The 26,844-nt window shown below is 65.7% G+C and carries 27 protein-coding genes; 10 read left to right on the top strand and 17 right to left on the bottom strand.

What is annotated here, in order from left to right; genetic code table 11:
- Nucleotides 1–42 precede the first annotated feature (42 nt).
- The 8 genes from ACVWYS_RS01440 to ACVWYS_RS01405 all read left to right on the top strand — a co-directional run bounded on the left by ACVWYS_RS01440 (nucleotide 43) and on the right by ACVWYS_RS01405 (nucleotide 8,008).
- Nucleotides 43–744: an SCO1664 family protein gene (locus ACVWYS_RS01440; protein WP_456508196.1), complete on the top strand. Its 702-nt coding sequence runs from the start codon at nucleotides 43–45 to the stop codon at nucleotides 742–744.
- A gap of 159 nt (nucleotides 745–903) precedes the next feature.
- Entirely contained in the window at nucleotides 904–1,923 is a 1,020-nt protein-coding gene (locus tag ACVWYS_RS01435) for a VOC family protein (protein WP_344367001.1), read from the top strand.
- Between the two features lie 7 nt (nucleotides 1,924–1,930).
- Nucleotides 1,931–2,893, top strand: coding sequence for a fumarylacetoacetate hydrolase family protein (locus ACVWYS_RS01430; protein ID WP_456508195.1), 963 nt, complete (start codon nucleotides 1,931–1,933; stop codon nucleotides 2,891–2,893).
- Complete coding sequence (locus ACVWYS_RS01425) at nucleotides 2,890–3,936, top strand: cyclase family protein (RefSeq protein ID WP_456508194.1); 1,047 nt, start codon at nucleotides 2,890–2,892, stop codon at nucleotides 3,934–3,936. The genes ACVWYS_RS01430 and ACVWYS_RS01425 overlap by 4 nt, the downstream gene beginning before the upstream one ends.
- Nucleotides 3,937–4,024: 88 nt before the next feature.
- Nucleotides 4,025–5,149 (top strand): FAD-dependent oxidoreductase, encoded by a 1,125-nt coding sequence (locus ACVWYS_RS01420; RefSeq protein ID WP_344367007.1) that lies wholly within the window; start codon nucleotides 4,025–4,027, stop codon nucleotides 5,147–5,149.
- Nucleotides 5,146–6,219 (top strand): amidohydrolase family protein, encoded by a 1,074-nt coding sequence (locus tag ACVWYS_RS01415; protein WP_456508193.1) that lies wholly within the window; start codon nucleotides 5,146–5,148, stop codon nucleotides 6,217–6,219. The genes ACVWYS_RS01420 and ACVWYS_RS01415 overlap by 4 nt, the downstream gene beginning before the upstream one ends.
- Nucleotides 6,220–6,231: 12 nt before the next feature.
- Nucleotides 6,232–7,230 (top strand): fumarylacetoacetate hydrolase family protein, encoded by a 999-nt coding sequence (locus ACVWYS_RS01410; RefSeq protein ID WP_456508192.1) that lies wholly within the window; start codon nucleotides 6,232–6,234, stop codon nucleotides 7,228–7,230.
- A 1-nt stretch (nucleotide 7,231) separates the two neighbouring features.
- Nucleotides 7,232–8,008 (top strand): SDR family NAD(P)-dependent oxidoreductase, encoded by a 777-nt coding sequence (locus ACVWYS_RS01405; protein ID WP_456508191.1) that lies wholly within the window; start codon nucleotides 7,232–7,234, stop codon nucleotides 8,006–8,008.
- Between the two features lie 19 nt (nucleotides 8,009–8,027).
- Here the strand turns inward: ACVWYS_RS01405 and ACVWYS_RS01400 are convergent, their stop codons facing one another.
- The 6 genes from ACVWYS_RS01400 to ACVWYS_RS01375 form a co-directional block, all read right to left on the bottom strand.
- Entirely contained in the window at nucleotides 8,028–8,810 is a 783-nt protein-coding gene (locus ACVWYS_RS01400; RefSeq protein WP_456508190.1) for an SDR family NAD(P)-dependent oxidoreductase, read from the bottom strand.
- A 73-nt stretch (nucleotides 8,811–8,883) separates the two neighbouring features.
- Nucleotides 8,884–9,846 carry a LysR family transcriptional regulator gene (locus ACVWYS_RS01395; protein WP_456508189.1) on the bottom strand — a complete coding sequence of 321 codons (963 nt, stop codon included), beginning with the start codon at nucleotides 9,844–9,846 and terminating at the stop codon, nucleotides 8,884–8,886.
- Between the two features lie 75 nt (nucleotides 9,847–9,921).
- A complete protein-coding gene (locus ACVWYS_RS01390) occupies nucleotides 9,922–11,499 on the bottom strand; it encodes a GMC oxidoreductase (RefSeq protein ID WP_456508188.1) in 1,578 nt (525 codons plus the stop codon).
- Between the two features lie 19 nt (nucleotides 11,500–11,518).
- Nucleotides 11,519–13,015, bottom strand: coding sequence for an MFS transporter (locus ACVWYS_RS01385; RefSeq protein ID WP_456508187.1), 1,497 nt, complete (start codon nucleotides 13,013–13,015; stop codon nucleotides 11,519–11,521).
- 154 nt (nucleotides 13,016–13,169) lie between these two features.
- Nucleotides 13,170–13,976, bottom strand: a complete 807-nt coding sequence (locus ACVWYS_RS01380) for a hypothetical protein (RefSeq protein WP_456508186.1) — start codon at nucleotides 13,974–13,976, stop codon at nucleotides 13,170–13,172.
- Nucleotides 13,973–15,013, bottom strand: coding sequence for a Gfo/Idh/MocA family protein (locus ACVWYS_RS01375; RefSeq protein WP_456508185.1), 1,041 nt, complete (start codon nucleotides 15,011–15,013; stop codon nucleotides 13,973–13,975). Before ACVWYS_RS01375 ends, ACVWYS_RS01380 begins: the two co-directional genes overlap by 4 nt.
- Nucleotides 15,014–15,119: 106 nt before the next feature.
- Here ACVWYS_RS01375 and ACVWYS_RS01370 point away from each other — a divergent pair, with 106 nt between their 5' ends.
- Nucleotides 15,120–16,382 carry an ROK family protein gene (locus ACVWYS_RS01370; RefSeq protein WP_456509229.1) on the top strand — a complete coding sequence of 421 codons (1,263 nt, stop codon included), beginning with the start codon at nucleotides 15,120–15,122 and terminating at the stop codon, nucleotides 16,380–16,382.
- Between the two features lie 48 nt (nucleotides 16,383–16,430).
- On the opposite strand, the gene ACVWYS_RS01365 is transcribed toward ACVWYS_RS01370, so the two are convergent.
- Nucleotides 16,431–16,847 carry a C-glycoside deglycosidase beta subunit domain-containing protein gene (locus ACVWYS_RS01365; protein WP_456509228.1) on the bottom strand — a complete coding sequence of 139 codons (417 nt, stop codon included), beginning with the start codon at nucleotides 16,845–16,847 and terminating at the stop codon, nucleotides 16,431–16,433.
- Between the two features lie 68 nt (nucleotides 16,848–16,915).
- Between ACVWYS_RS01365 and ACVWYS_RS01360 the strand changes: the two genes are divergently transcribed.
- The gene (locus ACVWYS_RS01360; protein WP_456509227.1) at nucleotides 16,916–17,929 is read left to right on the top strand and encodes a restriction endonuclease subunit R; all 1,014 of its coding nucleotides are present in this window, start codon (nucleotides 16,916–16,918) and stop codon (nucleotides 17,927–17,929) included.
- 76 nt (nucleotides 17,930–18,005) lie between these two features.
- Here ACVWYS_RS01360 and ACVWYS_RS01355 read toward each other — a convergent pair whose 3' ends face one another.
- The 10 genes from ACVWYS_RS01355 to ACVWYS_RS01310 all read right to left on the bottom strand — a co-directional run bounded on the left by ACVWYS_RS01355 (nucleotide 18,006) and on the right by ACVWYS_RS01310 (nucleotide 26,842).
- Nucleotides 18,006–19,010: a sugar phosphate isomerase/epimerase family protein gene (locus tag ACVWYS_RS01355; RefSeq protein ID WP_456509226.1), complete on the bottom strand. Its 1,005-nt coding sequence runs from the start codon at nucleotides 19,008–19,010 to the stop codon at nucleotides 18,006–18,008.
- A gap of 14 nt (nucleotides 19,011–19,024) precedes the next feature.
- Nucleotides 19,025–20,212, bottom strand: coding sequence for a Gfo/Idh/MocA family protein (locus tag ACVWYS_RS01350; RefSeq protein WP_456509225.1), 1,188 nt, complete (start codon nucleotides 20,210–20,212; stop codon nucleotides 19,025–19,027).
- Nucleotides 20,209–20,607: a C-glycoside deglycosidase beta subunit domain-containing protein gene (locus tag ACVWYS_RS01345; protein WP_456509224.1), complete on the bottom strand. Its 399-nt coding sequence runs from the start codon at nucleotides 20,605–20,607 to the stop codon at nucleotides 20,209–20,211. Before ACVWYS_RS01345 ends, ACVWYS_RS01350 begins: the two co-directional genes overlap by 4 nt.
- Before the next feature lie 8 nt (nucleotides 20,608–20,615).
- Nucleotides 20,616–21,680 (bottom strand): sugar phosphate isomerase/epimerase family protein, encoded by a 1,065-nt coding sequence (locus ACVWYS_RS01340; RefSeq protein WP_456509223.1) that lies wholly within the window; start codon nucleotides 21,678–21,680, stop codon nucleotides 20,616–20,618.
- Between the two features lie 20 nt (nucleotides 21,681–21,700).
- Nucleotides 21,701–22,804 carry a sugar phosphate isomerase/epimerase family protein gene (locus ACVWYS_RS01335; RefSeq protein WP_456509222.1) on the bottom strand — a complete coding sequence of 368 codons (1,104 nt, stop codon included), beginning with the start codon at nucleotides 22,802–22,804 and terminating at the stop codon, nucleotides 21,701–21,703.
- Nucleotides 22,801–23,196 (bottom strand): C-glycoside deglycosidase beta subunit domain-containing protein, encoded by a 396-nt coding sequence (locus ACVWYS_RS01330; protein WP_456509221.1) that lies wholly within the window; start codon nucleotides 23,194–23,196, stop codon nucleotides 22,801–22,803. Before ACVWYS_RS01330 ends, ACVWYS_RS01335 begins: the two co-directional genes overlap by 4 nt.
- A 66-nt stretch (nucleotides 23,197–23,262) precedes the next feature.
- Entirely contained in the window at nucleotides 23,263–24,825 is a 1,563-nt protein-coding gene (locus ACVWYS_RS01325; protein WP_456509220.1) for a GMC oxidoreductase, read from the bottom strand.
- Nucleotides 24,822–25,598 carry a TIM barrel protein gene (locus tag ACVWYS_RS01320; RefSeq protein WP_456509219.1) on the bottom strand — a complete coding sequence of 259 codons (777 nt, stop codon included), beginning with the start codon at nucleotides 25,596–25,598 and terminating at the stop codon, nucleotides 24,822–24,824. The genes ACVWYS_RS01325 and ACVWYS_RS01320 overlap by 4 nt, the downstream gene beginning before the upstream one ends.
- 29 nt (nucleotides 25,599–25,627) lie before the next feature.
- Nucleotides 25,628–25,999 carry a nuclear transport factor 2 family protein gene (locus ACVWYS_RS01315; RefSeq protein ID WP_456509218.1) on the bottom strand — a complete coding sequence of 124 codons (372 nt, stop codon included), beginning with the start codon at nucleotides 25,997–25,999 and terminating at the stop codon, nucleotides 25,628–25,630.
- A gap of 6 nt (nucleotides 26,000–26,005) precedes the next feature.
- Entirely contained in the window at nucleotides 26,006–26,842 is an 837-nt protein-coding gene (locus ACVWYS_RS01310) for a carbohydrate ABC transporter permease (RefSeq protein WP_344367055.1), read from the bottom strand.
- Between the last annotated feature and the right edge of the window lie 2 nt (nucleotides 26,843–26,844).

Genomic DNA, 26,844 nt, shown 5'->3' with positions numbered 1-26,844 from the left:
GGGGCAGCGTGCATTGGGACCTTCGGTGAAGCGGGGCGGCCGGTGTCCGGCCGGAAGCTGACACTGCTCAGCGAGGGCCGCGTCGAGCTGCTCGGGCGCATCCCCCGCAGCAGCAACGAGACGTTCCTGGTCCAGGTCTCCGGTGGGGACGACGCCGCGTATGCGGTCTATAAGCCGGAGGCCGGGGAACGGCCGCTGTCCGATTTCGAGCCCGGGCTTTACAAACGGGAACGCGCGGCCTACCTGCTCAGCGAGTCCCTGAATTGGGGACTCGTGCCGGCGACGGTGATCCGCGAGGACGCCCCCTTGGGGATCGGGTCGCTGCAGTGGTTCATCGAGTGCGACTTTCAGGAGCATTACTTCACCCTCTACGCTGACGCCCCTGAGACACACCGCGAGCTGGCGCGGATCGCCGTGTTCGATTACGTCGCCAACAACACGGACCGCAAGAGCGGCCACGTGCTGCGCGGCGACGACGGGCGGATCTGGGGCATTGATCACGGGCTGTGCTTCTCGGCAGCATTCAAACTCCGCACCGTGATCTGGGACTTCGCCGGCGACCCCATCCCCGGTGCCCTGCTCGAGGACATCTCCTCTTTCGCGGAGGCCGCGCCTCCCGAGCTGGCCGAACTACTCGACGATGACGAGGTCACCGCCCTGCAGCGCCGCGTGCAGCGACTGCTGCGCGCAGGGGTGCTGCCGGTTGATCGCACCGGCATGCGTTACCCGTGGCCGCTCGTGTAGGTGGCTGCTTCCGGAACGCGCGGGTCGAGGATCACTTCAACTATCCGCCAGACAAATAGGTGGCATCAGGAAACGACCCTTCACCGAATAGCTCTGGTGCTTCAGTCTGGTTACTAGACCCGCTGGTCCCGTCCAGCAGCAACATAGAAGGACTTCAACGTGGAAACTCCCCTCTCCCATCTTGCCCACCTCGAGATCACCACCCCGGACGTCGAAGCCTCGGCACGGTTCTATGAGGAAAAGTTCGGCATGCGCATCATCGACCGGGTAAACGGCAACGTCTACCTGCGCTGCTGGGGCGACTACTACCGCTACAGCCTCGTCATCACCGAAGGACCGGAAGCCTCGCTGGGCCGGATGGCCTGGCGCACCAACTCCCAGGCAGCCCTCGAAGCAGCAGCCCGGGGCGTCGAAGCAGCCGGAGTCCAGGGCAACTGGACCGCCGGCGGCCACGGCTACGGCAAGGCATACGAATTCACCGGCCCCTACGGCCACCACATGCGCCTGTTCTACGACGTGGATAAGTTCGTCGCCGAAGCCGGCTTCGAGTCCACCTACCCTGACCGGCCGGAACGCCGCAGCAGCCACGCCGCCGCTCCCCGATTCCTGGACCACGTCACCGTCGCCACGTCTGACGTCCGCGGCTTCGCCAAGTGGTACAACGAGGCCCTCGGCTTCCGCGTCATGGCATTCGTGGACCTGGACGAGGCCCCCATCACCGTCTTCTCCGTGCTCACCACCAATGAAAAATCCCACGACCTCGGCGTTGTCCTGGACACCTCCAACCGCCCCGGGCGCGTCAACCACATCGCTTTCTGGGTTGACGCCACCGAGGACCTGCTGCGCACCGCGGACGTCATGATGGAAAACGGCACCCCGATGGAATACGGTCCCTCCATTCACGGCGTGGGTGAGCAGAACTTCCTCTACTTCCGCGAGCCGTCAGGCCTGCGCGTGGAGCTTAACTCCGGCGGCTACCGCAACTACGTCCCGGACTGGGAGGCCAACACCTGGAAGCCCTCCGAAGGTTCGAACAACTTCTACAAGAACGGCGCCATGCCGCACTCCATGACCGAATCATTCCCTCCCGCCGAAGGCTTCACGGCCACCGAAGAGGGCGCTTCCCCCGAGATGAAGGAAGCCCTCCTGAACCCCTACGCCAAGCAGGGACGGGGCTAACGGCGCCATGGCTGAAGCTACGTATTCTCTGATCCGCTTTCAGGAACCGGGTGACACCAAGGCCCGGGCAGGCATGCTGGTGGGCGGTCGTGTCGTGCCGCTGAATGAGGACATCAATTCCATCATTGAGCACTGGGACACCACGGAGTGCCAACTGGATGCCATCGCCGCTTCTGCCGCTGAGCGTACTGGCCTGGCAGCGGCCGACGTGGAGCTCCTTGCCCCGGTGGAGCCGGTCCAGGTCCTCCAGACCGGCGCCAACTACCGCAAGCACGTGATCGACCTCGCCGCAGCGCACCGCGGCCAGGGCGAGGACGAGGAAGAAGTGCGCGCCAAGACGGCGGCCATGATGGATCAGCGGGCAGGGCAGGGCACGCCGTACTTCTTCATTGGACTCCCGACGGCGATCGCGTCCGCGACGGAGGACCTCACTCTGCCGTCCTATTCCAAGTCCCATGACTGGGAGCTGGAACTTGCAGCGGTCATCGGCAGGACGGCATTCCGGGTCACCCCCGAGGAAGCCCTGGAGTACGTGTTCGGCTACACCATGGTCAACGACATCACCACCCGGGAGTACGTTTTCCGCAAGGACATGCCTGCCATCGGCTCGGACTGGTACCGGGCCAAGAACGCCCCAGGCTTCCTGCCGACCGGACCGCTGCTGGTGCCGGCAAAGTTCTTCGGCGACCCGCAGGACGTCCAGGTGACGCTGAAGCTCAATGGCCAGGCCATGCAGGACGAATCCACCCGGGACATGATCTTCGGGGTCGCCAAGCTGGTCAGCGAGGCCTCCCAGATCATGCCGCTGCGCCCCGGCGACCTGGTCCTGACCGGAAGCCCCGCCGGCAACGGACAGCACTGGGGCCGGTTGCTCCAGGACGGCGACGTCATGGAAGGCACCATCACCGGGCTGGGCACCCAGCTGATCCGCTGCAGGGACGAAGTGCAAACTGAAGGCAGCCAGCCGTGACCGCCCAAGACATCTCCCCTGCCACCATCTCCGCCACCGGGGAATCAGCCACTGCTTCCCCGGTGATCCGGCGTGAGGACCCGCTTGGCAGCATCCGCGCCATGGCCGCAGCCCACAACAATTGGGGCCGCTGGGGCGCAGACGACGTTCTGGGGACCCTGAACTTCATCGACGCGGCCAAACGCATCGAAGCAGCAGCCCTGGTGAAGACGGGCGAGGCCTTCTCGCTGTCCCAGCCTTTCGACACCAACGGACCACAGAAGGGCTGGCGCCGCCGCACCAACCCCGTGCACACCATGACCGACACCGGCGTGGACGCCGAACGCGGCAACCAGGGATTCCCGCACGGCTTCGGCGGAGCAGACGACGTCATTGCCATGCCGTTGCAGTGCTCCACGCAGTGGGACGGCCTGGGCCACATTTTCGACCAAGGCAAGGCTTGGAATGGCCGTGCTGCCGGGGACGTGGTCACCTCTGAAGGTGACCTCGTGACCGGGATCGAAACCGCTGCGGCGAAGATCGTGACCCGGGGTGTGTTGCTGGACGTTGGGCGCGCGCTCGGACCCGATATGGGACGGAGCGACGGCGAGTTGCCGGACGGCTTCGCCATCACCCCGGAGCACCTCCAGCGGACCATTGAACTGCAGGGGCCAAGCTCCCGAGTAGGCCGGGGCGACATCGTGGTAATCCGCACCGGGCAGCACACCCGGGTCCGCCGCGACGGCTGGGGCGATTACGCCGGCGGCTCCGCCCCCGGGCTGTCGTTCAGCACCGGGCCGTGGCTGCACCGCAGCGAAATCGCCGGAATCGCCACCGACACCTGGGGCTTCGAGGTCCGTCCCAACGAGTTTGAGGGCGCCTTCCAGCCACTCCACCAGATCGCCATCCCGAATCTCGGGCTGTTCCTGGGTGAAATGTGGGACCCGGACGGCCTGGCGGAAGCGTGCGCGGCGGACGGAAGGTATGACTTCCTGCTCACCGCCGCTCCGCTTCCCATCACCGGTGCCGTGGGGTCACCCGTCAACCCGATCGCCGTCCGGTAATCGGGTCCGGTAATCGCGGTCCGGTAGCTTTCAGTACAACAGCAACACAACCACCAGCAGTTACGCCGTCAATACAAAGGAGTCAGCGATGGCAGCAGTACAGAACGTCGGAATCGTCGGGGCGGGAGCCGCGGGACTGACCGCAGCCATCCTCCTGGCCGACGCCGGAATCCACGTGGAAGTCCTGGAGAAGGCGGAAGCCCCGCAGACTCTCGGATCGGGAATCACGCTGCAGGGCAACGCGTTACGGATCTTCCGCCAGCTCGGCGTCTGGGAGCAGATCGAGGCGAAAGGCTACGCGTTCAGCACCCTCGGCCTGCGCGCCCCGAACCCCGACGGCACCGTCATCGCGGTCCTCGAGGACATCCGGACCGGCGGCGAGGACCTCCCCGCCACGCTGGGAATGTACCGTCCCGACCTGACTGCGATCCTCCGCGAACGGGCTGAGCAGGCAGGTGCACGGATCAGCTATGGCAAGACCGTCACCGGAATAACGGACGACGGCGGTTCCGTCACCGTCAGCATCGCCGACGGCGGCACCGCACGCTACGACCTCCTGATTGGTGCCGACGGCCTGCACTCCGCTGTCCGTAAGGCCATCGGCATCGACGTCGAACCCCAGCCCACAGGGATGGGTATCTGGCGCGCGTTCGTGGAGCGGCCAGAGGACGTGGTCCGCACCGACCTGACCTACGGCGGCCCCTGCTTCATCGCCGGCTACTGCCCCACCGGCCCGGACACCATCTACGCCTACCTCGTAGAGAAGGCCCAGGAGCGCAAGCACGAAGACGGCCCCCGCATCATGACCGAACTCGCGGCAGCCTACGGCGGCCCCTGGAACGAAATCCGCGCGAGCCTGGACCAGAGCGCCCGCATCAACTACACGTGGTTCACCACCCACCTGGTCGACGGGCCGTGGAACCGCGGCCGCACCGTCATCATCGGCGACGCCGCCCACAGCTGCCCGCCCACGGTGGCACAAGGGGCTGCCATGGCCCTGGAAGACGCCGCCGTGCTGGCCGAGCTGCTGATACAGGCCGACGACCTCACGGAGACCCTGTGGAAGGAGTTCACCGACCGCCGCCTGGACCGGGCAAAGGCGGTGGTCAGCGCCTCCGTCCAGCTGGGCCAGTGGATGCTCGACGGCGTTCGGGACGCCGATGTGCCCGGCCTGATGCACTCGCTGTCCACCTTGCTGAGGGAACCCGCATGAGCGCCCACTCTGCTGAAACGCCCACTGTGGACGTACACGCCCACATCCTGCTTCCGGCCCTGCAGCAATTGGTGGCCGAAGCTGATCCCGAGGGGTTCGGCGCCCAGCAGGCCTTGGAAGTGCGCCGCAACGGACCGGAGTCCATGGCCGCTTCGGGCCGGATGATCAAGGAGCGATGGCCGCAGCTGACGGACCTGGACCGCCGGCTGGCGGACATGGACGCCCAAGGCGTGGACGCCCAGCTGGTCTCGCCGTCCCCGTCGCACTTCTACTACTTCGCCGGCGAGGATCTGGCCCTGCAGGTGGCCAAGTCCGCCAACCAGGCGGTGCTGGAGTTCGTGGGCCGCGCTCCGGAGCGGCTGAACGGGCTCGGTCTCGTGCCGCTCCAGCACCCAGCCCTGATGGTGGAAGCGCTGGACCACGCTGTGCTTGAGTGCGGGCTGCTTGGCGTGGAAATCGGCTCGTTTGCCGCCACTCCCGGCGACCCGGAGCGCAGCTCCGTTGAACTTTCCGACCCCCGTCTGGAACCGTTCTGGACCCGTGCCGAGGAGCTGGAGGCCGTGGTGTTCCTGCACCCGTTCGGCTGCTCGCTGGATGAGCGGCTGGACCGCTTCTACCTCGCCAACACCGTCTCCCAGCCCGCAGAAAACGCGGTGGCCCTGTCCCACCTGATCTTCAGTGGCGTCCTGGACCGGCACCCGGACCTTAAGATTCTGGCGGCGCACGGCGGCGGCTACCTCCCGACCACTCTGGGCCGCTCAGACCATGCCTGGCGGGTCCGGCCCGAGGCACACGGCTGCGCCCAGCCGCCGTCGTCATATCTGAAGAAGCTGTACTTCGATTCGCTGGTCCACAGCGCTGCTGAACTGCGCGCCCTCGTGGCCGCCGCTGGCCCGGAACGGGTGCTGCTCGGCTCGGACTACCCGTTCGACATGGGCTCCGACCTCCCCGTGGCGGAGGTAGCCGAGGCATTGCTTCCTCCCGAGGACAAGGCCAAAGTGCTGGCCGGCAACGCTGCCGCCCTGGGCATCACGCCCGCTTCAATCCTTACCTCCCGCCGTACAGCCTAAGGAAGAATTTTCATGGTCAAGATTGCACGCTGGAACCACGACGGCGGGACGCAGTCCGGCTTCTTGGACAACGGAACCTGCTACGCCCTGCCCATGGGCCAGAGTGTCCAGACCCTTTTGGACGCCGGACTGGACGAGACGCTGAGTCTTGCCCGGCAAGTCATCGGTTCTGGCCCTGCCGTCCCCCTGGCCGAAGTGCAGCTGCTCGCCCCGCTGCTGCCGGCCACCATCCGGGACTTTGTGGCGTTCGAGGAACACGTCGAAGGCGTGCGGAAAAGCATCGACGGCGTGGCGGGCGTGGTGCCCGAGTGGTACGAGGCACCCACCTTCTACTTCACAAACCCCCACACGGTGACCGGCACCGGTGAGGTGATCGGCATTCCGGCGGGCTGCGACGACCTGGACTTCGAAACGGAAGTCGCCGCCGTCGTCGGGCGCGTCCCTGGCAGCAACGGCAGGAACCTGACCGCGACGGAAGCGCACCGGCATATTTTCGGCTATACCGTCCTCAACGACTGGTCGGCGCGCGACTTGCAGCGCCGAGAGATGAAAGTCAGCCTGGGGCCGTGCAAAGGCAAGGACTTCGCCAACACTCTGGGGCCCTGGATTGTCACCGCCGATGAGTTCGAGGACCTGCACGACGCGGAGGGGTTCCTGCCGATCTCCATGGCCGTGGAAGTCAACGGCGAAACCATCGGCCAGGACCTGCTGTCCAATATGGGCTGGCCCTTCGCCGAGCTGGTGGCGTACGCCTCGCAGGATTCCGTGGTGCGCCCGGGCGATGTGCTGGGCTCCGGCACGTGCGGCAGCGGTTGCCTCGCGGAGCTCTGGGGGCGGAACGGCTCACAGACTCCCCCGCCGCTGAAGACCGGCGACGTGGTCCGCATGACGGTGGAAGGCATCGGCAGCATCGAGAACACGGTGGGTGAACGCCGCAACGCCGGGACCCGTGTGCGTGCCCGGCAGCGTCCGCGCAACCGGGTTGCCTCCGCGGTTATTTCCGGGACTTAGGGTGGTCTCCCTTCAGCTCGATGGCCGGACTGTGGTGGTCACCGGCGCGGGCCAGGGCCAGGGCGCGGCGGAGGCGCGCATGCTGGTGGAGGCCGGGGCCCGTGTCATCGCCACAGACCTCGCCGCGGACATGCCGGCTGGGCTGGCCGTCGTGTCATCGACGTCGCCCGGTGCGCTCGTGTACCGGCAGCTGAACGTCAGCGATGCCTCCGGCTGGTCCGATCTCGCTCAATGGATCCGGTCCCAGGGATGGCAGGTGGACGGGCTGGTCAACAATGCAGGCATCACCCAGCGGAGCCGGTTGCTGGATGCCTCTGTGGCTGACCTGCAGAACGTCTACGAGGTGAACGTTGCCGGAGTCCTGCTCGGCATCCAGACCCTCGCGCCGCTGATGGCCAGTGGCTCCGCGATTGTGATCGTGGGCTCCGTGGCGGGCCTGACCGCACACTATCCGGTGGCCTACACCGCCAGTAAATGGGCACTGCGGGGCCTCTCCCAGGTGGCTGCCATGGAACTTGGCCCCCGGGGAATTAGGGTCAATTCTGTCCACCCAGGCTTCATCGAAACGCCCATGACGGCGAGCGCCAAGGCCGAGTTCAGGCAGGCGACCATGGCCGAGACCCCGCTGGGGCGCACTGGAAGCGTGGAGGAGGTGGCCGGCGTCGTGTTGTTCCTCCTGAGCCCGCTCTCTTCGTTCGTGACCGGTGCCGAGATCCCCGTGGACGGGGGCCAGTCAGGCCACGGCGGAGCAAAGTCTGTCTCCGATGCCATGCGCTAGCCCTGCAGCACGATGCCAACTAACCCGGCAGCACCGCCGACCAGCCGCCGTCGACCATCAGGTTGGCGCCCGTCACGTATGACGCTTCGTCGGAGGCCAGGAACAGCGCGCACTTGGCCACTTCTTCCGGCGAGCCGATCCTGCCCAGCGGGATGCTGCCGGCGATGGAACGCATGGGGTGGTCGGCGGCCAGGAGGTTGCCCTCGGTGGCTGCAGTGCGGATCATTCCGGGGCTGACAGCATTGACGCGCAGTCCATGCGGAGCCCCTTCGGCCGCGAGCTGCCTGGTCATGGCCACCACGGCTCCTTTCGTGGCGGTGTGGGCCAGCCGGCCGTTGGTCATGGAACCGGTAACTCCTGCCGTGGATCCCACCAGCACGATGGCGGCGTTCTGCGCCCGGATCAGTTGTGGCCAGAAGTATTTGACCGGCAGGAACACCACGTCCATCTCGTGTTCAACATTCCACTTCCAGTCGGCAAACGTGAGCTGCTCCACCGGGGCGAAGCGGGTGACCGCCGCGTTAGCGTACAGGATGTGGATCTGGCCATGGTTTGCGGCTACGTCCTGCGCCCATGCCGCCACAGCGGGCTCGTCCGTCAGGTCTACCCGGCTGCTGCACATCCGGCCCCCGGCTGCGGTGACCTGGCGGACGGTGCCTGCGGCGCCGGCGTCGTCCATGTCGCAGCCGATCACTATGGCCCCTGCCTCCGCGAAGGCCAGCGCCGCCGCCCTGCCTTGGCCGCTGGACGTTCCGGTGATGACGGCGGTTTTGCCGGCCAGGCGCTGGCTGGAGACAGGCATGGGGGGTCCCTTCTGAAAGTACGTTTCTTCGACTTTCGCAGGGTTGGTCCGAACGGGGAATGGCGCTTTGGCTCTAGGTAGTATCCGCCGCACGAATAGTCACCGGGTGGGCGGCGACGGGGAAAAGTTCGTGCAGCCGCGAACAGGCCCGCTGGACCACGGAACGCAGCCAGACGCTGGCAGGGTCCTCCGTCTGGGACGGGTGCCAGTACATCGCTTCCACAAGGGACGCTTCAGCGTCGTCCGTGAACTCCAGCACAACGATTTCCGCACCGCGCTGGGCCCGTGCTGCCAGCATTCCCGGGACCAGCGCCACAAGGTCTGTCCCTTCCACCAGGAGTGGCAGGGACAGGAATCCGGCCACCACAGCCGCCACGCGGCGCTGGATGCCCCGCGACTCGAACAGCTTGTCCGCCGGGGTGCTGATTCCCTCGCCGAAATAGCCGACGGCGTGGGGAACGGTGGCCAGGTCCCCCAGCGTGAGCCGGGGCCGCTGGAGCAGGGGATTTCCGGTGTCAGCCACAGCCACGAAGCTGTCCCGGAAGAGCTGCTTGCTTGCTCCCTGCATGTGGTATCCCGTGGGCCCGACGAGAAGGTCGATTTTAGAGTAGTCGGCCATCTGGCCCTGGATCCCGGACTTGGCTGTGGGAACGAAATCCACAGACACTCCGGGTGCAGCCTCGCGCAGGATCCCCCGCAGGGGACCCACAATCAGAGCCGCCGCATAGTCCGAGGCTGCGATGATGAATTCCCGCTCGCTCGTGGCGGGGTCGAACCCGGACCGTACACGCGTGGCCCGCTGGATGTGAAGCATTGCTTCATCAACCAGCGGAACCAGGGACTGCGCGAAGGGCGTGAGGTCATAGGTTCGGCCGTTCCGCACCAGGAGTTGGTCGTCGAAATGGCGCCGGAGCCTGGCCATCGCGGCGCTGGTGGCTGGCTGGCTGAGCTGGAGCCTTTCAGCCGCCCGGGAAACGTTGCGCAGCTCCAGCAGGACCTGCAGTTGGGGCAACAGGTTCAGGTCCAGGTTCTTCATACCCATAGGTTATCTGTGCTCCGAGTCCGGCCGTCTTAGCGGTCGGTGGCACCCGGCTTCCCAAGAGCTGTCAGCTCAGGCGCCCTCCGATCCAAGCGCTTCGGCAACCTTCCGGGCGCCGCGGACGGCGATGGCCACACTCATCAGCGTGGGATTCATGGCCGTTGCCGTCGGAATGAGAGCGTTTCCGCCCACCACCAGGTTGTCGTAGCCCCACACACGTGACCACGGATCCGCCACCGAGGTGCCGTCGTCGGTTTCACCCAGGCGCATGGTGCCCTGGTAGTGCAGGCTCGAGCCGTTCGGCATGAGGCGGGGCTCGGCAACGAAGGCGCCAAGGGCCTTGCCGGCACGCCGCAGCCGCTCGGTGGCCTCGGCGATTTCCGCGTTTTCCCGTTCAGTGAGCGCGTACTCGATGCTCATGTTGGGGAATCCCCGGTAGTCCGGTTCGTTGTCGTCGAAAGTGACGGCATCCTCGTAGCGCGGGTGCTTGCGCATGCCGTAGCCCATGTTGACGTAACCCCAGCGGTTCTCGGAGTAGGGGGTTCCCGGCTCCATCGGGAACGGAGTCGATTCGGAATACATCACCTGGACCGAGAAAGGGTGCTCGGGCTCGGAGAACGGGATGCGGTTCACTGCCGCAACAGGGTCTGCCGGGTTCAATGCGCGCCGGGCCAGTTCGGCGTCGAGGTCCTCCTCCGTGGCGAAGCGGCGCATCTTTTCGGCGTCCAGCGCCACCGTGGAGATGACCACGGGATGCTCGGTCAGGTAGTGGCCGAGCGCCTGCGGTCGCACGCCCGAAGCCCACAGGAGCTGCGGTGAGCGGAAGGCATCCCCCGCCACGACAACGGCGTCCGCCGCCACAAATGACATCTCGCCCGTGCGCAGGTCCTGGACGGTGACCCCGCTAGCCCGGTGTCCGTCCAGCTCCACGCGGCGGACCAGGGTGAGGTCACGGAGTTCAAACTTCTTTGAGAGCGCACTGTCCTTATCGATGAGCGGACCGAGGACGACGTCGGCGCCCGCCCAGCGCACGGAGCCGTCCGGTTGCGGGTCTCCGGCAACCGGAAGGGTGCCAACGCCGTACCCCTCCGGCAGTTCCGCGCCGAACTCTTCGTCAAGGAGTGACCTAATGGCTTCGCCGACGGTGGAATCGGCGAACGCGGCACTGTGGACGTGCAGGAGCTCCTTTGCCTGGCCGATCAGCTCATCCCACTCCTCGTTGGCGATGAACGGAATCTTCTCGCTGAACGCCGGCGACGGCGTGGCGCAGGTCCAGTGCGCACCTTGGCCGCCGACGTTGGTGGCCGCAGCCGCTGCGGGAAAAGAGGAAGCGTGGGCGGAGCCGGCTCCACCGAAATCGAGCAGATGGGTGCCCTGACGGGCGGTGAACATTCCCTCGGTGACCGTCCCGGCCGGGATGCCGAGCGATTCACGGTAGGCGCCGGCCTGCGGTCCCTGCGACATTTCCCGCGCACGGGCCTTTTCGCCAGGGTCTGCAATGTTCCGGACGCTCTCGCCGGGAAGGTTCGTCAGCTGTGGTCCTGCTTCGAACATCACCACCCGGGCTTCAGGGACCCGCTCGAGGATCACCCGAGCATAGGTGGAACCGATGGGCCCGCTGCCGACGATGGCAATAGTGGGATTGGACATGGTGTCTCCTTCGAAAAAATCAGGCCGAAAGTGTTTCGGAAGTTGTTTGGGGGGCGGGAACCGGTTCGTCGGAGAGGCGGCCATGCGGGAGCAGGATCGCTGCGACAATGCCCACGGCGTAGGTGGCCGCCAGGGAGATGAAGATGGGTGTGAAGACTGCACTATAGATCTGCGCGATGGTGGCCCGGACGGCGGGCGTCGCCCCGTGGACCAGTTGCGGGGTAAGGGTGGAAGCGTCAAAACCTACTGGCAATAGGGCCGCCACGCCGAAGCCGATCACCCCGCCGATGATCGCCGTCGCGACCGTTGAGCCCACCTGCCGCACCAGGTTGACGGTTGCCGTGATGGTGCCTGTCTGGCTGGCCGGAACGGCCCCCTGGACCACTGCGACGATCAAGCTCATGAACGCACCGGTGCCCATACCAACCACACCCATAACGATCATGGGCACCCACAACGGAAGCCCCGCGGGCAGCAACGCCATCACAGAAAGTCCGGCCGCTCCCAGAGAGGTTCCCAGGATCGGGAAGATGCGGTACCGCCCGGTCCGGGTGGCCAGCCATCCCGTGAGCAGGTTGCTGATCAGCATGCCGAACACTGTTGCGATGGGGACGAACCCGGACACCGTGGCGGTGGTTTGGTAGGCCATCTGGAAGTAAGTGGGCAGGTAGGCCGTGATGGAGAAAAGCCCGACGCCGATGATCGCCGATAAGGCGGTGCCTGCCGCAATGGTCCGGTTCGCGAAGACGTGGAGCGGCACGATGGGTTCGGGAGCCCGCCGCTCAATAAAGAAGAAGGCAACGAAGCCCAAGACGCTCACTGCAAGCGCCGCAGCGGTGCCAGGGCCGGCGCTCCGTTCAGCAGCCCACGTGACGGCGAGCACGAGGGCCACCAGGGCCGTGGTGAAAACAGCCGCCCCGGCGACGTCGAAGTGGCGCGGCATGGGTCCCGGTTCCAGATGCGGAACAGCGATCACTGCGAGGCCCAGGGCCGCTGCGCCGACCGGAATATTGATCCAGAAGACCCACGACCAGCCCCAGTAATCGGTAATGGCGCCGCCGAGGACCGGGCCAACGAGGATCGCGATAGGGAAAGCCGCACCAATGATGGCCATGTAGCGCGGCCGTTCCCGCTGCGTCGTGACCCGGGCAATGATGGTCTGGGACATCAACTGCAGGCCCGCGGAGCTCATCCCCTGCAGGACACGCGCCGCGATGAGCCATGCCATGTCCTGGGCGAAACCGCAGGCCAGGGAGGCGGCCAGGAACATGACCAGCGAACCGAGGAAGATCCGCCGCGCTCCGAGCACATCACCCAGCTTGCCGAGCACGGGCAGCAGCACGGTGCTGGCGAGGGTATAACCCACAACGACCCAGCTCATCAGTTTCAGTGCGCCCAACTCACCGGCAATGGTGGCCAAGGATGTGGACACCACAGTGTGGTCAAGGGCTCCGAGGAAAGAGACCGTAAGGAGGGAGATAACAAGGAGACGGAGTCTCAAAGGCGAAAGTGGCATAGTGATCTACCCGAACGATCGGGCCGTCGACGCGACGTGTTGTGCCTCGGCCGCACCATCACGGACGAGAACGGGTCCCGAGGGAACCCCGGCGCCACTAGCCATGCTACCTCACTTTAGTCCAAAAACAACAAAAGAATGCCCGAATTCGACATCATTCGCGCCAGGTGCCCCTCAAGGCCCAGGTGAGGGCCATGTCCTCGAGCAGCTCATCCAGGTCGGTGACGTTCCGGCCCGAGGAGCAGGCAACAAGAGCCCGGCGGAGCGCAAGGCGGGCTGATGATTCGTAGCGTTCCGGAGCCCTCAACGCGCCGCCCGCGGTGGACGTCTCCAGGCGCGTCAGCCCGGCGGGTTGGTCCACGGTTATTTCCGTCCTCACCTCACCGAGGGCCAACACCTGGACCAGCCCTCCGAGGTGAGTCCCGCCCACCAGTGTCCCGACGAGGGTAGCGGGAACCGATCCGCCGTCGGGGCCCGCGGAGTCCAGGAGCGCGATCCTGCCGTGGGCAGTGGCCCTGCAGGCCTGTGGAGTCAGCGGCCGCCCGGTCAGGGACCGCGCCCAGCCAAAGCCGTCCCGGAGTACGGCATCGAAGTTTGCAGCGGGAGCCGCACACTCGACGGTGACGATCCGGGCCGGGCTTCCCCGCCTTGCCCGGACTGCATCAGCAACAACGTCGGGGCGCAGGCGGGGGCGCTCGGCGATCAGTGGGATATCGCCCGGCCAGGGTCGGGATGCAAGGGATTCCTGCGGAAGCACCCCGGGGTCCGCAAGCACCACAGCCACCGCTCCTTCCGCCCGGGCGGCCAGCATGCCCTGCCACCAATTTCCGGATCCAGGCACCACGGCCACCGCGCCACGGACGTCGTCCGTGCGCACTGCGCTCAGGGGAAGTTCGGCAATAGCGGCAACATAGGCAGGCATTGCGGTGCAGACGCCGAACCCTCGAACTGCGGGATTCACTGCGGCACCCCTTCAAGAACTTTCGCCACGACAGCATCGGCGAGGTCAATTGCATGGAGCGAGTCGGCCAGCAGTTCGTCATACTCCACCGGGGCTGCACCCTCAAGGAGCGACGCAAGCAGGCGCCACTCCGCCACATAGCCGTCTTCCGGATCCCGCCGGTACTCTGTCCACTGCCCGTCCACGCTTCGGACGCGGACGGCCGCGCTTCCGGCATGGACGAAGGCCGGCGGGAAATTAACCTCGATACGGTCATGGGAGGTGGCGACGCCCATCCGCCAGAGCGCGTCCGGCCCTTCCGGAAGCATGGTGAGCGCCAACTGGACCAAGACGTCACCCGCCCGGTACCCCACCAGGTAGCCGATGGGCCTGGCCACCTTCGCGTACACCACTTCGTCGACGCCAGGCGCAATGTCCCTGACGGCTGGAGAGTCATGGATCGCGAGGCCCGTCAGCAACTGCCGCAGGACGCCGGCCGCCACTGCTGGATCGTCCAGGTCAGGACGGCCCCGCCGGGCCGCCGGGAGGGGACCGCCCTCGACCACCAGCCGGTGATACCTGTCATTTGGCGGGAGCGCGAGCGTCACGGAGATTGCCTGGACCCGGCCTTCGAGGGCCACAAGATGATGCTTCGCGCGTCCCCAGGCCGCATCAAACAGGTGGTTGGTTCCCACCACCAGAATGGCGCCGGCGGCCCGGCACACAGTAATGACCTCATCGGCTTCCTCCCGGCTGGTGGCCAACGGCTTCTCGCAGAAAATGGCGCGCTTGCCGGCAGCCACTGCCTCCATAATCTGGCGCGCATGTTGCGCAGGCGGACTGCAGACGGCCACCACCTCCACCGTTGGGTCTTCAAGGAGGTCCGCGTCCCCCTCCGACCAGCGGGCGCCAAGCCTCTCCGCCAGCCCCCGGGCGCGACCGCTCCCGGCATCGGCAATGTGCTGCACCGTGAATAGTTCCGCCAGTCCTCCCAGCACCGGCAGGTGAAGGGCCGCGACGCCCGGCCCTGCTCCAAGAATCCCCACTCCCCAAGGCATCGTTGCCCCCCCTTCTTATGTTCTTATTATTCATAAGTAGGAAAAGTTTTGGCTATAGTCACATCAAGCCGCACCTTAGTCGCTCCAATGTGTGAGAATTGTTGCCATGACGACAGACTCCACCCTCCGCTTTGGAGCACAGACGGATGAAGTAACGAGCCTCCTACGGATCGTCAACCTGGTGCGCACGGGCGAGGCCACCACGCGCCCTGAAATCGGCAAGGTCACCGGCTTGGGCAGGGGCGTTGTCAGTCAGCGCGTGGATCAGGCCATCCAGATGGGCTTCCTCGGCGATGGCGAGTTCGGAGCCTCATCCGGGGGCCGCGCCCCCCGGACCCTACGTTTCCGCGCGGAGCGGGGGCGGATCGTGATCTGCGCCCTCGGAGCGGCTCATATGAGGGTTGGCGTAGCGGCCCTCGACGGCGACATCCTGGAACACAGGCACCGCACGTGGGATATCGCACAGGGTCCGGAGCAGACCATCGACGCGGCGATGTCCCTGATTGACGACATCCTGAAGAAAGACGCGGAGGTGCCCGTCTGGGGTGTGGTGGTAGGGCTTCCGGGCCCGGTGGACTTCGCCTCGGGGCAGCCCGTGGCGCCTCCGATCATGCCGGGGTGGAACGGTTACGATGTCCGCGCACCATTCGAGGAACGGTTCAACGCACCGGTATGGGTAGATAACGACTCCAACCTGCTTGCCCTCGGCGAACGTGCCCGGCGGCGCGACGCCCTGGTGGACCTCATCTACTGCAAGATCGGCTCAGGAGTCGGAGCGGGCCTGCTGTCCAAGGGCAGGATTCACCGCGGTGCAAACGGGGCCGCCGGCGACATCGGACACGTCCGGGTTTCCGATTCCGACGCACAATGCCGCTGCGGCAAGATCGGCTGCCTGGAAGCTGTTGCCGGCGGCTGGGCCCTCGTCCGGGATGCCGAACAGGCCATCAAGGAAGGTGCTGGCAGCTCCCTGGCCCCGAAGGCGAAAAAGGGAGCGCTGACCCTCGAGGACATCACCCTGGCAGCCCACGACGGGGACCCCCTGGCCATCACCCTCATCCAGAAGTCGGCACGGGTGGCAGGCGAGACCATTTCAGCCCTGGTGAACATGTTCAATCCGGGAGTCATTGTGATCGGCGGTGCCATCGCATCCGCCGGTGAAGTGTTCCTGGCCGAGGTGCGCCAGCGGGTCTATGAACTGTCACTGCCGCTCGCCACCCGCGACCTAACCATCACGCTCTCGGTAAACGATGAGCGCGAACCGCTGCGCGGCGGAGCTGAACTGGCCCGCGAGCAGCTGTTCGACGTCACTTTCCCCCGCTGGTTCGCGGAGGGCCGGCCGTCCCCTGAACGAGCCGCCGTTCCGGCGTAAAATTCCGGCGTAGGGTACCGGCATGACGGGATAGCGCCCCCGGCCCCCTCAGGCCACGTCGCGGGACACGCTGGGCACCGGCACCCGGTCAGGATCCAGCAGGGCCTCCAAGCGGAACGGCAGGAGCAACGGCGAGCCGGGACCTGCCCGCAGGTAAGGCACCAGGAGCTGGAAGCCGACAGCCACGGCGTGTGCACCGCCGCGAAGTTCGCGTTTGCCGGCCAGGACCAGCCTGTCCTGCACGAACCACCAGCCGGACTCGGCCTGCAGCGAATCTGCCGGCACACTGCGGGCCCCCAGCACTACCGCCAACTCCCCGGGCGGCACCCGGACGCCGTCGATCTCAACTGCAAAGCCGCCCAAGCTGGACAAGGGCATCGAGCGGATCCAGGGAAGACCCACGCGAAGCTCAAAGCCCCCCGGGGTGGCCGTCAGCGCATCTTCGCGCAAGGCGGTTTGCAACATGACTTCCATCCTTTATCCTAAAAGTGACATTAGTTTGTCATTCATAAGCATAAATGGGAAGGCACTCTATGGCCCCCGAAATTCCAGACGACTGGACCCTCTGCGCCAGCTCCTTCAACTGGGCCCCCGAGATCACGGCAGCACGGCGAACGGCCCAAGACATTGTCACTGGCATCGCAGACTCCGCGGTGAAGACAATAGAGCTCGAGCCTGGACTGCTGTGGCGGACCTTCCCCGCTCCGCAGGACGCTGAGGTGGACGAACTGCGGGATTCGCTGGCCGCTAGAGGGGCACGCGTCAGCATCGTTGGTGCCAGCCTGGACGACTTCACATCGCCAACCGAACGCCGTTCGCTTCAGGAACGTCTGGACTTCCTGGTCCCCCAACTCCACGCCGCCCGCCGGGTGGGCGCGAGCGGAGTCCGGTTGCCGGTCGGACAGGCGGGCACGGAACTGCTGACGCTGCTGCAACCGCTGCTGCATGAGCTCGACCTGGTGCTGTATGAAGAGATCCAGGGGGAGCAGTCGCCACGGAACCCTTCCGTGGCTCCAGCCCTGGATGCAATAGCCGGGCTGGCAGATGACCATGTGCGCGTGCTCGTGGATATCAGCATGCTGATGCCTGCCCTTCCCGTGACCTACCTTGAAGAGCTGCGGCGCGGAGGCGTCTCCGCGGAACTTCTGGTGCGCCTGGAGAATGACTGGCGGGACCCAGCCACGCTCGACGCCGTCACGGGCCTGCTCCGCTCAGGGAAGGTTCCGCCGCACATCCATACCCTCTTCATGAACTTGCTCATCCGGTTCGGCCGCAGCGATGCCGCAGACCTTCAGGGCATCCTCCCCTTGGTGGGTGCCTTCCATTTGAAGTTCTGGGACCTGGACGACGACGGCGGCCGGGTTTCGCGGCCGTTGCGGGACCTTGGCAGCCTGCTCGGCAGGAAAGGTTTCACCGGCACGCTGACCAGCGAATGGGGTGGCCACGAGTGGCTGCAGGATGACCCGACGGAGATGACGCGCAGGCATTTGGCACTGGCGGAGACTTGCCTGGCGGGGTCAGCGCCGACCGGCAGGGCTGCGGTCTGATCAAAGCTCAAAACTACAACTGAACAGCGGAACGGCCAGCCCCCGAAGTACCTGGGACCGGCCGTTCTGGTGTGTGCTACTTGGTGCTGAAAGCGGCGTCGAAGGCCGCTGCGGACGGTTCATAGCCGGAGAGCCGGCGGACGAACGCAAGCGCCTCGGGGGCACCATCCAGCCGGTCCATGCCGGCGTCCTCCCACTCCACGGACAGCGGGCCCCGGTAGTCGATGGCGTTCAGCATCCGGAACGCATCCTCCCATGGCACGTCGCCGTGGCCTGTGGAGATGAAGTCCCAGCCGCGGCGCGGATCAGCCCAGGGCAGGTGGGATGAGAGGCGCCCGTTGCGGCCGTTGGCCAGCCGCTTCTTCGTGTCCTTGCAGTGCACGTGGTAGATGCGGTCCTTGAAGTCCCACAGGAACCCCACCGGGTCGATGTCCTGCCACACCATGTGGCTGGGGTCCCAGTTCAGGCCAAAGGCCTCGCGGTGTCCGATCGCCTCCAGGGTGCGCTGCGTTGTCCAGTAGTCGTACGCGATCTCGGACGGGTGCACCTCGTGGGCGAACCGGACGCCGCACTCGTCGAAGACGTCCAGGATGGGGTTCCACCGGTCCGCAAAGTCCTGGTAGCCGGCGTCGACCATCTTTTCGGAGGCGGGCGGGAACATTGCCACGTACTTCCAGATGGATGATCCCGTGAAACCGGTTACCGTCTTCACGCCGAGCTTGGCGGCGAGCCGTGCGGTGTTCTTCAGTTCCTCGGCGGCACGGCGGCGGACCCCTTCGGGCTCGCCGTCGCCCCACACAACGTCAGGCAGGATGCCGCGGTGCCGTTCATCGATGGGGTCGTCACAGACTGCCTGGCCCTTGAGGTGGTTGGAGATGGTCCACACGTTGAGTCCGTGGCGTTCAAGGATGTCCAGCTTGCCCTGCACGTAGGCGTCGTCATCCCAGCGCCAAGGATCCAGGTGGTCACCCCAGCAGGCGATCTCCAGGCCGTCGTAGCCCCACTCGCCGGCGAGCCGGGCGACCTCCTCGAACGGCAGGTCGGCCCACTGGCCGGTAAACATTGTGATTGGTCGAGCCATCTGTTCCCCCCTCCTCAGCCGGCCAGCACGGGAACGCCGGCAGCGACGCGTGTCCAGGCGGAATCATTGTCGGAACTGCGCTCGACGGCGTCGAGCACTCGCTGCACCCTCAGCCCGTCAGCGAACGACGGGTGCGGGTTTGTGCCGCCCACGATGCCCTCCACGAGGTCCTTGACCTGGTGGGAGAAGCCGTGCTCGTAACCGAGCATGTGACCCGCGGGCCACCACGCCGAAACGTAGGGGTGGTCCGCTTCCGTGACGAGGATCTTCCTGAAGCCCTGGCGGTCCGCGGGTGCGGTGCGGTCGTAGAACCGGACGCTGTTAAGGTCCTCAAGGTCGAAGGCCAGGGCGCCCTTGTCGCCCGAAACCTCGATCTCCAGCGCGTTCTTGCGGCCGGTGGCAAAGCGTGAGGCTTCAAACGACGCCAGCGCCCCGGTTTCGAAGCGGCCGGTGAAGATGGCGATATCGTCCACGGTCACCTGGCCGTAGCCGGTCCCGGCAGTGCCGGACAGCCCGGAACTTGAGTTCAGGAGAGGCCGCTCCTTCACGATGGTGTCGATGACGCCGGACACCTTCGCCAGGTTTAGCCCGGTGACAAACTGGGCCAGGTCAATGGCATGGGCACCGATGTCCCCCAGCGCCCCGGAACCGGCGTGTTCCTTCTGCAGACGCCAGGCCAGCGGCATTTCGGGGTCCACGAGCCAGTCCTGCCGGTAGGAGGCGCGCACGTGGTTGATCGTCCCCACTGCGCCTTCGGCGATGAGGTTGCGGAGGAATGTGACGGCCGGAACACGGCGGTAGGTGAAGCCCACCATGGCCCGGACGCCCCGGGCTGCCGCGCGCTCGGCAGCCGCGGCCATCGCTTCGGCCTCCGCCACCGTGTTGGCCAGGGGCTTTTCGCACAGGACGTGCTTCCCGGCCTCAAGCGCCGCGATCGCGATTTCGGCGTGGGAGTCACCGGGCGTGACGATGTCGACGACGTCGATATCGTCCCGCGCGATCACTTCCCGCCAGTCTGTGGCTGATTCTGCCCAGCCCCACTTTTGGGCGGCGGCGGCCACCGCTTCGGCGTTCCGGCCCACAACGACCGCCATTTCCGGCTCGGCCGGCAGGTCGAACACCCGCGGTGCCGTGCGCCAGCCCTGGGAGTGGGCGGCGCCCATGAAGCCATAGCCGATCATGGCCACACGCAGGGTGCTCATGCGAGCACTACCTTGCGCTCGACCGCCACGCGGTTGCCCACGTAGCGCATGGGTGCGATCTGCATGTAGAGCAGGCGGAGCGTGAGGATGACTTCGACGTCGATCTCCTCGCCGGCGTCGGGGACGCGGTCCAGCGGGATGATGACATCGGGCTTGTCTGCGACGAACCACAGGGTTTCCCATTGCTCCGGAAGCTCAGCTATGGAATAGGACTTTCCCTGCAATTCGAAGCGGAGGGACGCTTGGGGAATCTCCACGCCGTTGACTGTTGCGACGACGTCGTCGACGGCCGACAGCCAGAGGCTGCGGTACCAGGGCAGCTGCACCGACACGGCGATGCCCTCGGGGTGCCTGCGGACGTTGGTGTCCTGGAACAGGGAATTGTGAGTTGCCATGGCTTTCCTTACTTAACAGTCTCGACCAAGGTCGCGTGGGAGTCGGGTGCATTAGGGTCAACGGCCGCTTCAATGGCACGCCGCATCAGCGCGTGCTGCTTCTTGACGAGGTCGATCGGATCGGATTCGCCGAGATCCGCGAACGCGTGCCCCTCCCACTCGCTGGAGAGGTATCCCTGGTAGCCGCCTCTAACGAACTGGTGCACAATCCGGGCAATGTCCATCGCAGGTTCATTGCCGTTCTCGTCAATGTCGTAGAACTTCGCGTGGACGTGGAAGATCTGCGGCATGATGTCCAGCCATTCCTCCGGTGGAACCAGGCCGTGCATGTTGAAGGCCAGCCGGGTGAACGGGCCGAGGCGTGCTGGATCGAAGTTGTTGGCGTTGAGGTAGTCCTCGAACTCCTGGTTGCGTTCGTGCATGGGCAATGGTTTGCGCCAGATGTCCTGCATGACGGCGAAGTGCTCCTCGGGCAGTCCCATCTGCGTCAGGGTGCGGAACAGGGTCGGGGAAAGGCTGTGCATCGTGGAGCTGAAGTCTGCGGTGAAACCGAGCCGGTCGCTTCCCAGTTCCTCGTACATTTCCCGGATCTGCAGGATCTTGGGGTCGTTCGGGCCCTGCGGCGCGTGGATTTCGTAGCCGAGCTTCTGGTCGTACTTCTCGGCCAGGGGAAGCAGCCGGCGGAGTAGTTCCTTGCCGGCGGAGCGGATTACCACGCGGTGGAATCCGAGCTTGTTGGCGGTGCGCAGTTGCGCGGCGAAGAAGTCGTACTCCTCGTCCGGCGTCATGTCCCGGTCCTTGCGGCGGCCCATGTCCAGGTTGGTGCCGACGGCGCTGGGTGTCAGGCCGTAGCGGTCCATGCTGTCGCGCCAGAGGCGGATGAAGTCATCGTCCACGTCGGGGTAGGTGCGCAGCATCTGCGCGATGTTGAATTCGACGCCGGGGCCGAGGCCTTCGTCGGCAACAGCCTTGATCAGCGTCTCGGGCGTGTAAAGCCCGGCGGCGAACTCGGAGGTGAGTGAATAGAGGGTAATGCCTAGCTCGATACCCGAGCCTGCGATGCCTTCTGACATGTCTTTTAGTTCCTTCGTTGTCAGCCGCGGACGGGCTGGGCGAGATGGCTTTTGAGGATGCGGCGCGCCTCGGAGGCGTCGGTGATCATGGACGAACCGGCGTTGGCCGCGGCCGAACGCTGGACGGCCTGCTCGCCGCGGATTATGTCGAACGGGTCCTGCCAGTTGTTCCAGTGCCAGCCTTCGTATTCGCTGGAGATTGCACCGGAGTAGCCGTTCTCGACGAGCTGCCGGACCAGGTCACGTACCGGTACCGAGGGCTCTTCGCCGTTCTCGTCGATGCCAAAAAACTTGCCGTGCACGTGGCGTACCCACGGCATGATTTCCAGCCACGTGTCCAGCGACGCCGGACCGAAGAGACCTGTTCCGTTGATGGCGAAGTCGATCCCAAGGTCCGGCCGGCCGTTGCGCGCTGCCAAGCCAATGAAAGCCCCGAAGCGCTCACCATGGACCTTTTGTGTGTTGGGCGGTCCTTCGGCATGGAAACCGTTCCACATCTCCACCACCTGCCGGAGAAGCTCCTCGGAAGCACCGCGGCGGCGGTAGGCCTCCAGCAGGGAAGGAGCAAAGCCCGTGACCGTGGCGCCCCAGTCGGCGGTGAAGCCCAACAGCGGGGAATTGAGTTTTTCATAGCGGTCGCGCAGGGCCAGGACACGTTCATGGGCGCCGTGCTGGTCCGCGTGGACTTCCAGGGCCAGGGTGACCCCGTACTGCTCCGCCACGGGAAGCAGGCTTTCCATCGCGTCGGGAGTCAGCGAGATCTGTACCCGGGCGATCGGGAAGCCGAGCCGGGCGGCCACTTCGATCTGCTTGCGCATGTACTCGACCAGCTCGTCGTGGTTCATGAGCCGGTCACGGCGGATGCCCGTGTCAACGTTAACTGCGAGCGAGGTGGGCACCAGGTCAACCTCGGCAACCAGGTCACGGAACTGCCCAACGAAGGTGTCATCAATCCGGTCCGGGAAGCCCCGCAGGCTGGAGAATCCGATGACCTCAAGGCCGGGGCCGAAGCCTTCGGCCGCCACTTTGCGGATCAGGCCATCGAGGTCGTACTGCCGGGCGTGGGAGGCCCGGGTGAAGCTGTAAAGGGTGACGCCCTGGATCGGCGTGCCGAGGCTGGTCATCGCTGTGCCACCTTCATGGTCCTGGTGTCGTGCTCTTCGATGTGCAGCACGCCGTGGTCGGTGATGATGTACGGGATATAGAGCTTCAGGTCGACCCGGACCTCGTGCTCAGCCTGCTGATCCGCTACGGGAACGTCGCCCGAAAGAACGGCCGAGTCCAAGGGAAACCACCATTCGCCGGTCTCGTCCACGAGTTCCTCGAAGCTGAAGGTGCGGTTGTTCATGGTCCAGCGCAGCGAGCCCTCCGGTGCGCTGACGCCGTCAATGCTCAACGCCGCCCCGGCAATGCACGAACCCGGCAGGGCCCTGTACCAGGGGATGCGGACTTCGACGGCTGTTCGGCCGTCCTGGGTGGTGAGTGTTCCCTGCTCGATAATGCGGTCGGCGATCATCGAGACCTCCTTGTCTGCGGCATGTCTTGCCTGTGCTTGAACAGAGTGGCGTGGGCCACTTCTTCATTATTTAGTCAGTCTAATGTCAGATTCAGACATAAGTAAAGAGCGGGTGACTTCTTCCGCGATCCTCCGCGCACCGCGCACCGCGAGCGCTACCGCCGTCAGCGTGGGATTGCACGCCGTGGCGGTGGGGATCACGCCGTTGCCAGCCACAAAGAGGCCGGGGACCTGCCAGACCTGGCTGTCCGGGGAACACACGCTCTCGCCGTCGTCCGCCGCGCCCATGCGCGTTGTGCCTTGGTAGTGGAGCGAAGACCCCGGCGGGAGGACGAAGGGGCGCTCGTCAAGCGGTTCGCCCACCGCCTTGCCCAGCCGGACGATTTCCTGCCGGGCACGTTCAAGCACCTCGTGGTCGCGACCCGTGAGGCGGTAATGGATGCGCATGGCGGGCATTCCGTATGAGTCGCGGGCGTCGTCGTCGAACGCCACCCGGTCCTCCCGCTGAAGGTCCTTGGCGCAGAACAGGCCCAGCCCAACAATCGATCCCGGGACAATAGGGTCATCTTCGGCCAACGGGACAGGGGACGCATCCAGCTGCATGATCTGGCCATGGAAGGGTGCGTCGTCAGTGTACGGAACCCACGCCACCCCGCTTTGCTCGCTGAGCGTGCCGTCCGCAGCCGCCGGGCCATGCTCGGCCTCGACGTCACGCAGCCTGCTCGCGAACACCACCTGCGCCTGGTCGTTGAGATAACGGCCCAGCGCGGAGGGCCTGATTCCGGAAGCCCACAGAAGTTGCGGCGTGCGCAGGGCATCCGCGCCCACCACAACGTAGCGGGCGGCCACCTGATGGCTCTCTCCGCTGCGCCGGTCCTGGACTTCAATGCCGCCGGCCCTGCCGTCGTCATCGACGAGCACGCGGGTCACCAGCGACTCGTCGAAAAGTTCAAACTGCCGGTTATCCCGGGTCACGTCCCCCATGACGACGTCGGAGCCTGACCAGACAAGGCCGCCGTCCTTCCGGCGGTGCACGGCGAGCGGCATGGGCTGGACGCGTTGGGCCCGGCCCCGGCCCTCATCCACAACGGCCGCAAGGCGTCCGCGGACGAGGTCCGAGAACGGGGCGCCGTCAAAGGCATGGGTGGTCACGCCCAGCAGGCGGTCGGCGTCCTCGAGAAGCTGCTCCAGGTCCGGCAGGAATGCGATGCGCTCCTGCCCGCCCGGGCGGGGGCAGGCGGCGGTCCAGTGGGCAGCCATGCCGCCCACGTTGCTCGACATGGCGGCGACTGGCATCCCGTCTTCTCCGGGGAACGCGTAGCCGTCCGGCAGCAGGTAGGTCCCGGGCCGGGCGCGGCGCTCCCCGCTTTTGACGGCGCCGGGTGAATTCACCGTTTCCGCGCCGGCTCCGGGGCCTTCCGATGCCCGCTGGGCAAGGCTGCGGCGTTTAGCGTCCCCGATGTTCTTCACGTGCGCCCCGGGCGGGCTGCTGACCGTGGGACCCACTTCGAACATGGCGATGGTGGCGCCGGGCGCCTCCTCGCTGAGGATTCGCGCGTACGTTGATGCCGTCGGTCCGCTGCCAACGATGGCGACGTCGACGGTGTCGGGGTGCCGGCGGCTGCTCATCGCCCCGCCACCAGTTCCTGGATGCGGCGCACGGACTTTGCCGAGTCAATAGTCGGGTAGTACTCGAGCCCGATGGGGCCGGAGTAGCCGCTGTTCTGCAGGTCTGCGAGCCGGGCGGGCCAGTCGATGGATCCTGAACCCGGCTCCCCGCGGCCCGGGGCGTCGGCGATCTGCACGTACTTGATGAGGCTGCCGGCGTTGGCGAGTTCGGCGGCCACGTCCTCGCCTTCGACGGTGGAGTGGTACAGGTCGTAGAGGACGCCAAAGTTCGGGGAATTCACGCCGCGGGCGACATAGACGGCTTCCGCGGTCCGGTCCAGCAGCGCCCCGGGGTGGTCAACCCGGATGTTCACCGGCTCGAGGACCAGGGTGATGCCGGAGCCCTCGATGTGCGCGACGCCACGGGTGAAGATCTCGATCAGCTCGTCAAGCTGGTCCTGCCGCTTGCGCCCGCCGAAGCCGGTGCCGCTGCCCACCACGATGCGTGGGCAGCCGAGCTGCTGCGCTACCGCCACGCCGGCGTCCAGCCCCTCGTAGAAAGGCTCGTGGTTTCGGGGCGGGATCATGAACTGCATGCGCGGTTCCGCGAGCTGGGCAGTGAGCTGGACTCCGGTTTCCTCGAGTGCGTCCTTGAGGGCCGGAATGTCCTTGCCCGTCGGGCCCCACATCTCGACGGCGTCGAAGCCGGCGGCAGCGGCGGCACGGACCCGGCCCGCGGCGCTTTCGTCTGATTCGGCGAACAAAAGGTCAATATTTGGCGAAAGTTGGAACATGGGTGTCTCCTGAAATGTTGAAGAGTGGTTTAGAACATGGGGTGGTCGTGGACCGGACGCTCCGGAACCGGTTGAAGCACGTCCCAGTGCTCAACAATCCGCCCGTTTTCGAAGCGGTAGATGTCTGCGACGGCCGCGTCGGGACGCCCTGGACCTGAAGCGCGTACATGCACCAGCGCCAGGTCACCGTCCACGAGGATGCGCTGGATATCGAAACTCGCGTCCGGGGATCCATCAAATTTTGGCGTGAGCATCCGGATAGCCGCCTCAGGCCCGTCAGGAATAGTCGGGTTGTGTTGCCGGTAGTCGTCGGCCACAAGGAAGTCGAAGGCTTCTCCTACCCGTTTTTGGGTATAGAAGATCTCCACGAAGCGCTCGAACGCTGCGCGGTTGTCAACCATCGCGGGTCAGCCCTTCAGGCCGCCGGAGAAGCCCTGGATGAATCGCTTCTGGGCGAACAGGAACAGCGCCAGGATGGGAATCATGGAGACGATCACGATCGCGAAGATCGAGTTCCACTTCGAGACCAGGGAGCCGATGTAGTAGTACATGGCCACCGGCAGCGTCTGGTTCGCAGAGCCGCCCAGGAAGATCAGCGAGGTGAAGAAGTCGTTCCACACGATGAGTCCGGCGAAGATGGTGACCGTGCCGGTGGCAGGAGCCATCATGGGGAACACCACCTTGGAGAAGATCTGGGACTTGCTGGCGCCGTCGATAGTTGCCGCTTCCTCATAATCCGTGCCAAGACCCCGGAAGAAGTTCGCGTAAAGGAAGATCGACAGCGGCAGGAGCATGCCGGTGTACAGGATGATCAGGCCCCATGCCGATCCCGTGAGGCCAATGGCACGCGCACCCATATAGAGGGGCACGGCGCCGAGCTGGCCGGGGAGGATGATGGCAATGAGGAAGAGATAGTACGCGCCCCTGCTCCAGCGGCGGGTGTTGCGGGAGATCACGTATCCGGTGATTGAGCCCAGTGCGATCAATCCGACTATGCTGCCCGCGGTGATGATGACACTGTTCACAAGGCCCATGACCACGTTGGAGTTGCCCGTGGCCGTCAAGACAGCCACGAAGTTGCTGAAGTCCGGGCTCTTAGGCGGCGCGAGGGGCGACGTCGTATACATCTCGCTGTCAGGCTTAAGAGCCGTGGTCACCAGGAAGTAGAACGGGGCGAGGAAGATTAGCGCCAAAGCCCAGAGACCAATTTCCCGGAGCAAGGTGAGTTTGGTGTAGCGGAACATTT

Source organism: Arthrobacter sp. TE12231 (assembly GCF_054062895.1).
This window is presented reverse-complemented; position numbering and strand designations above follow the sequence as displayed.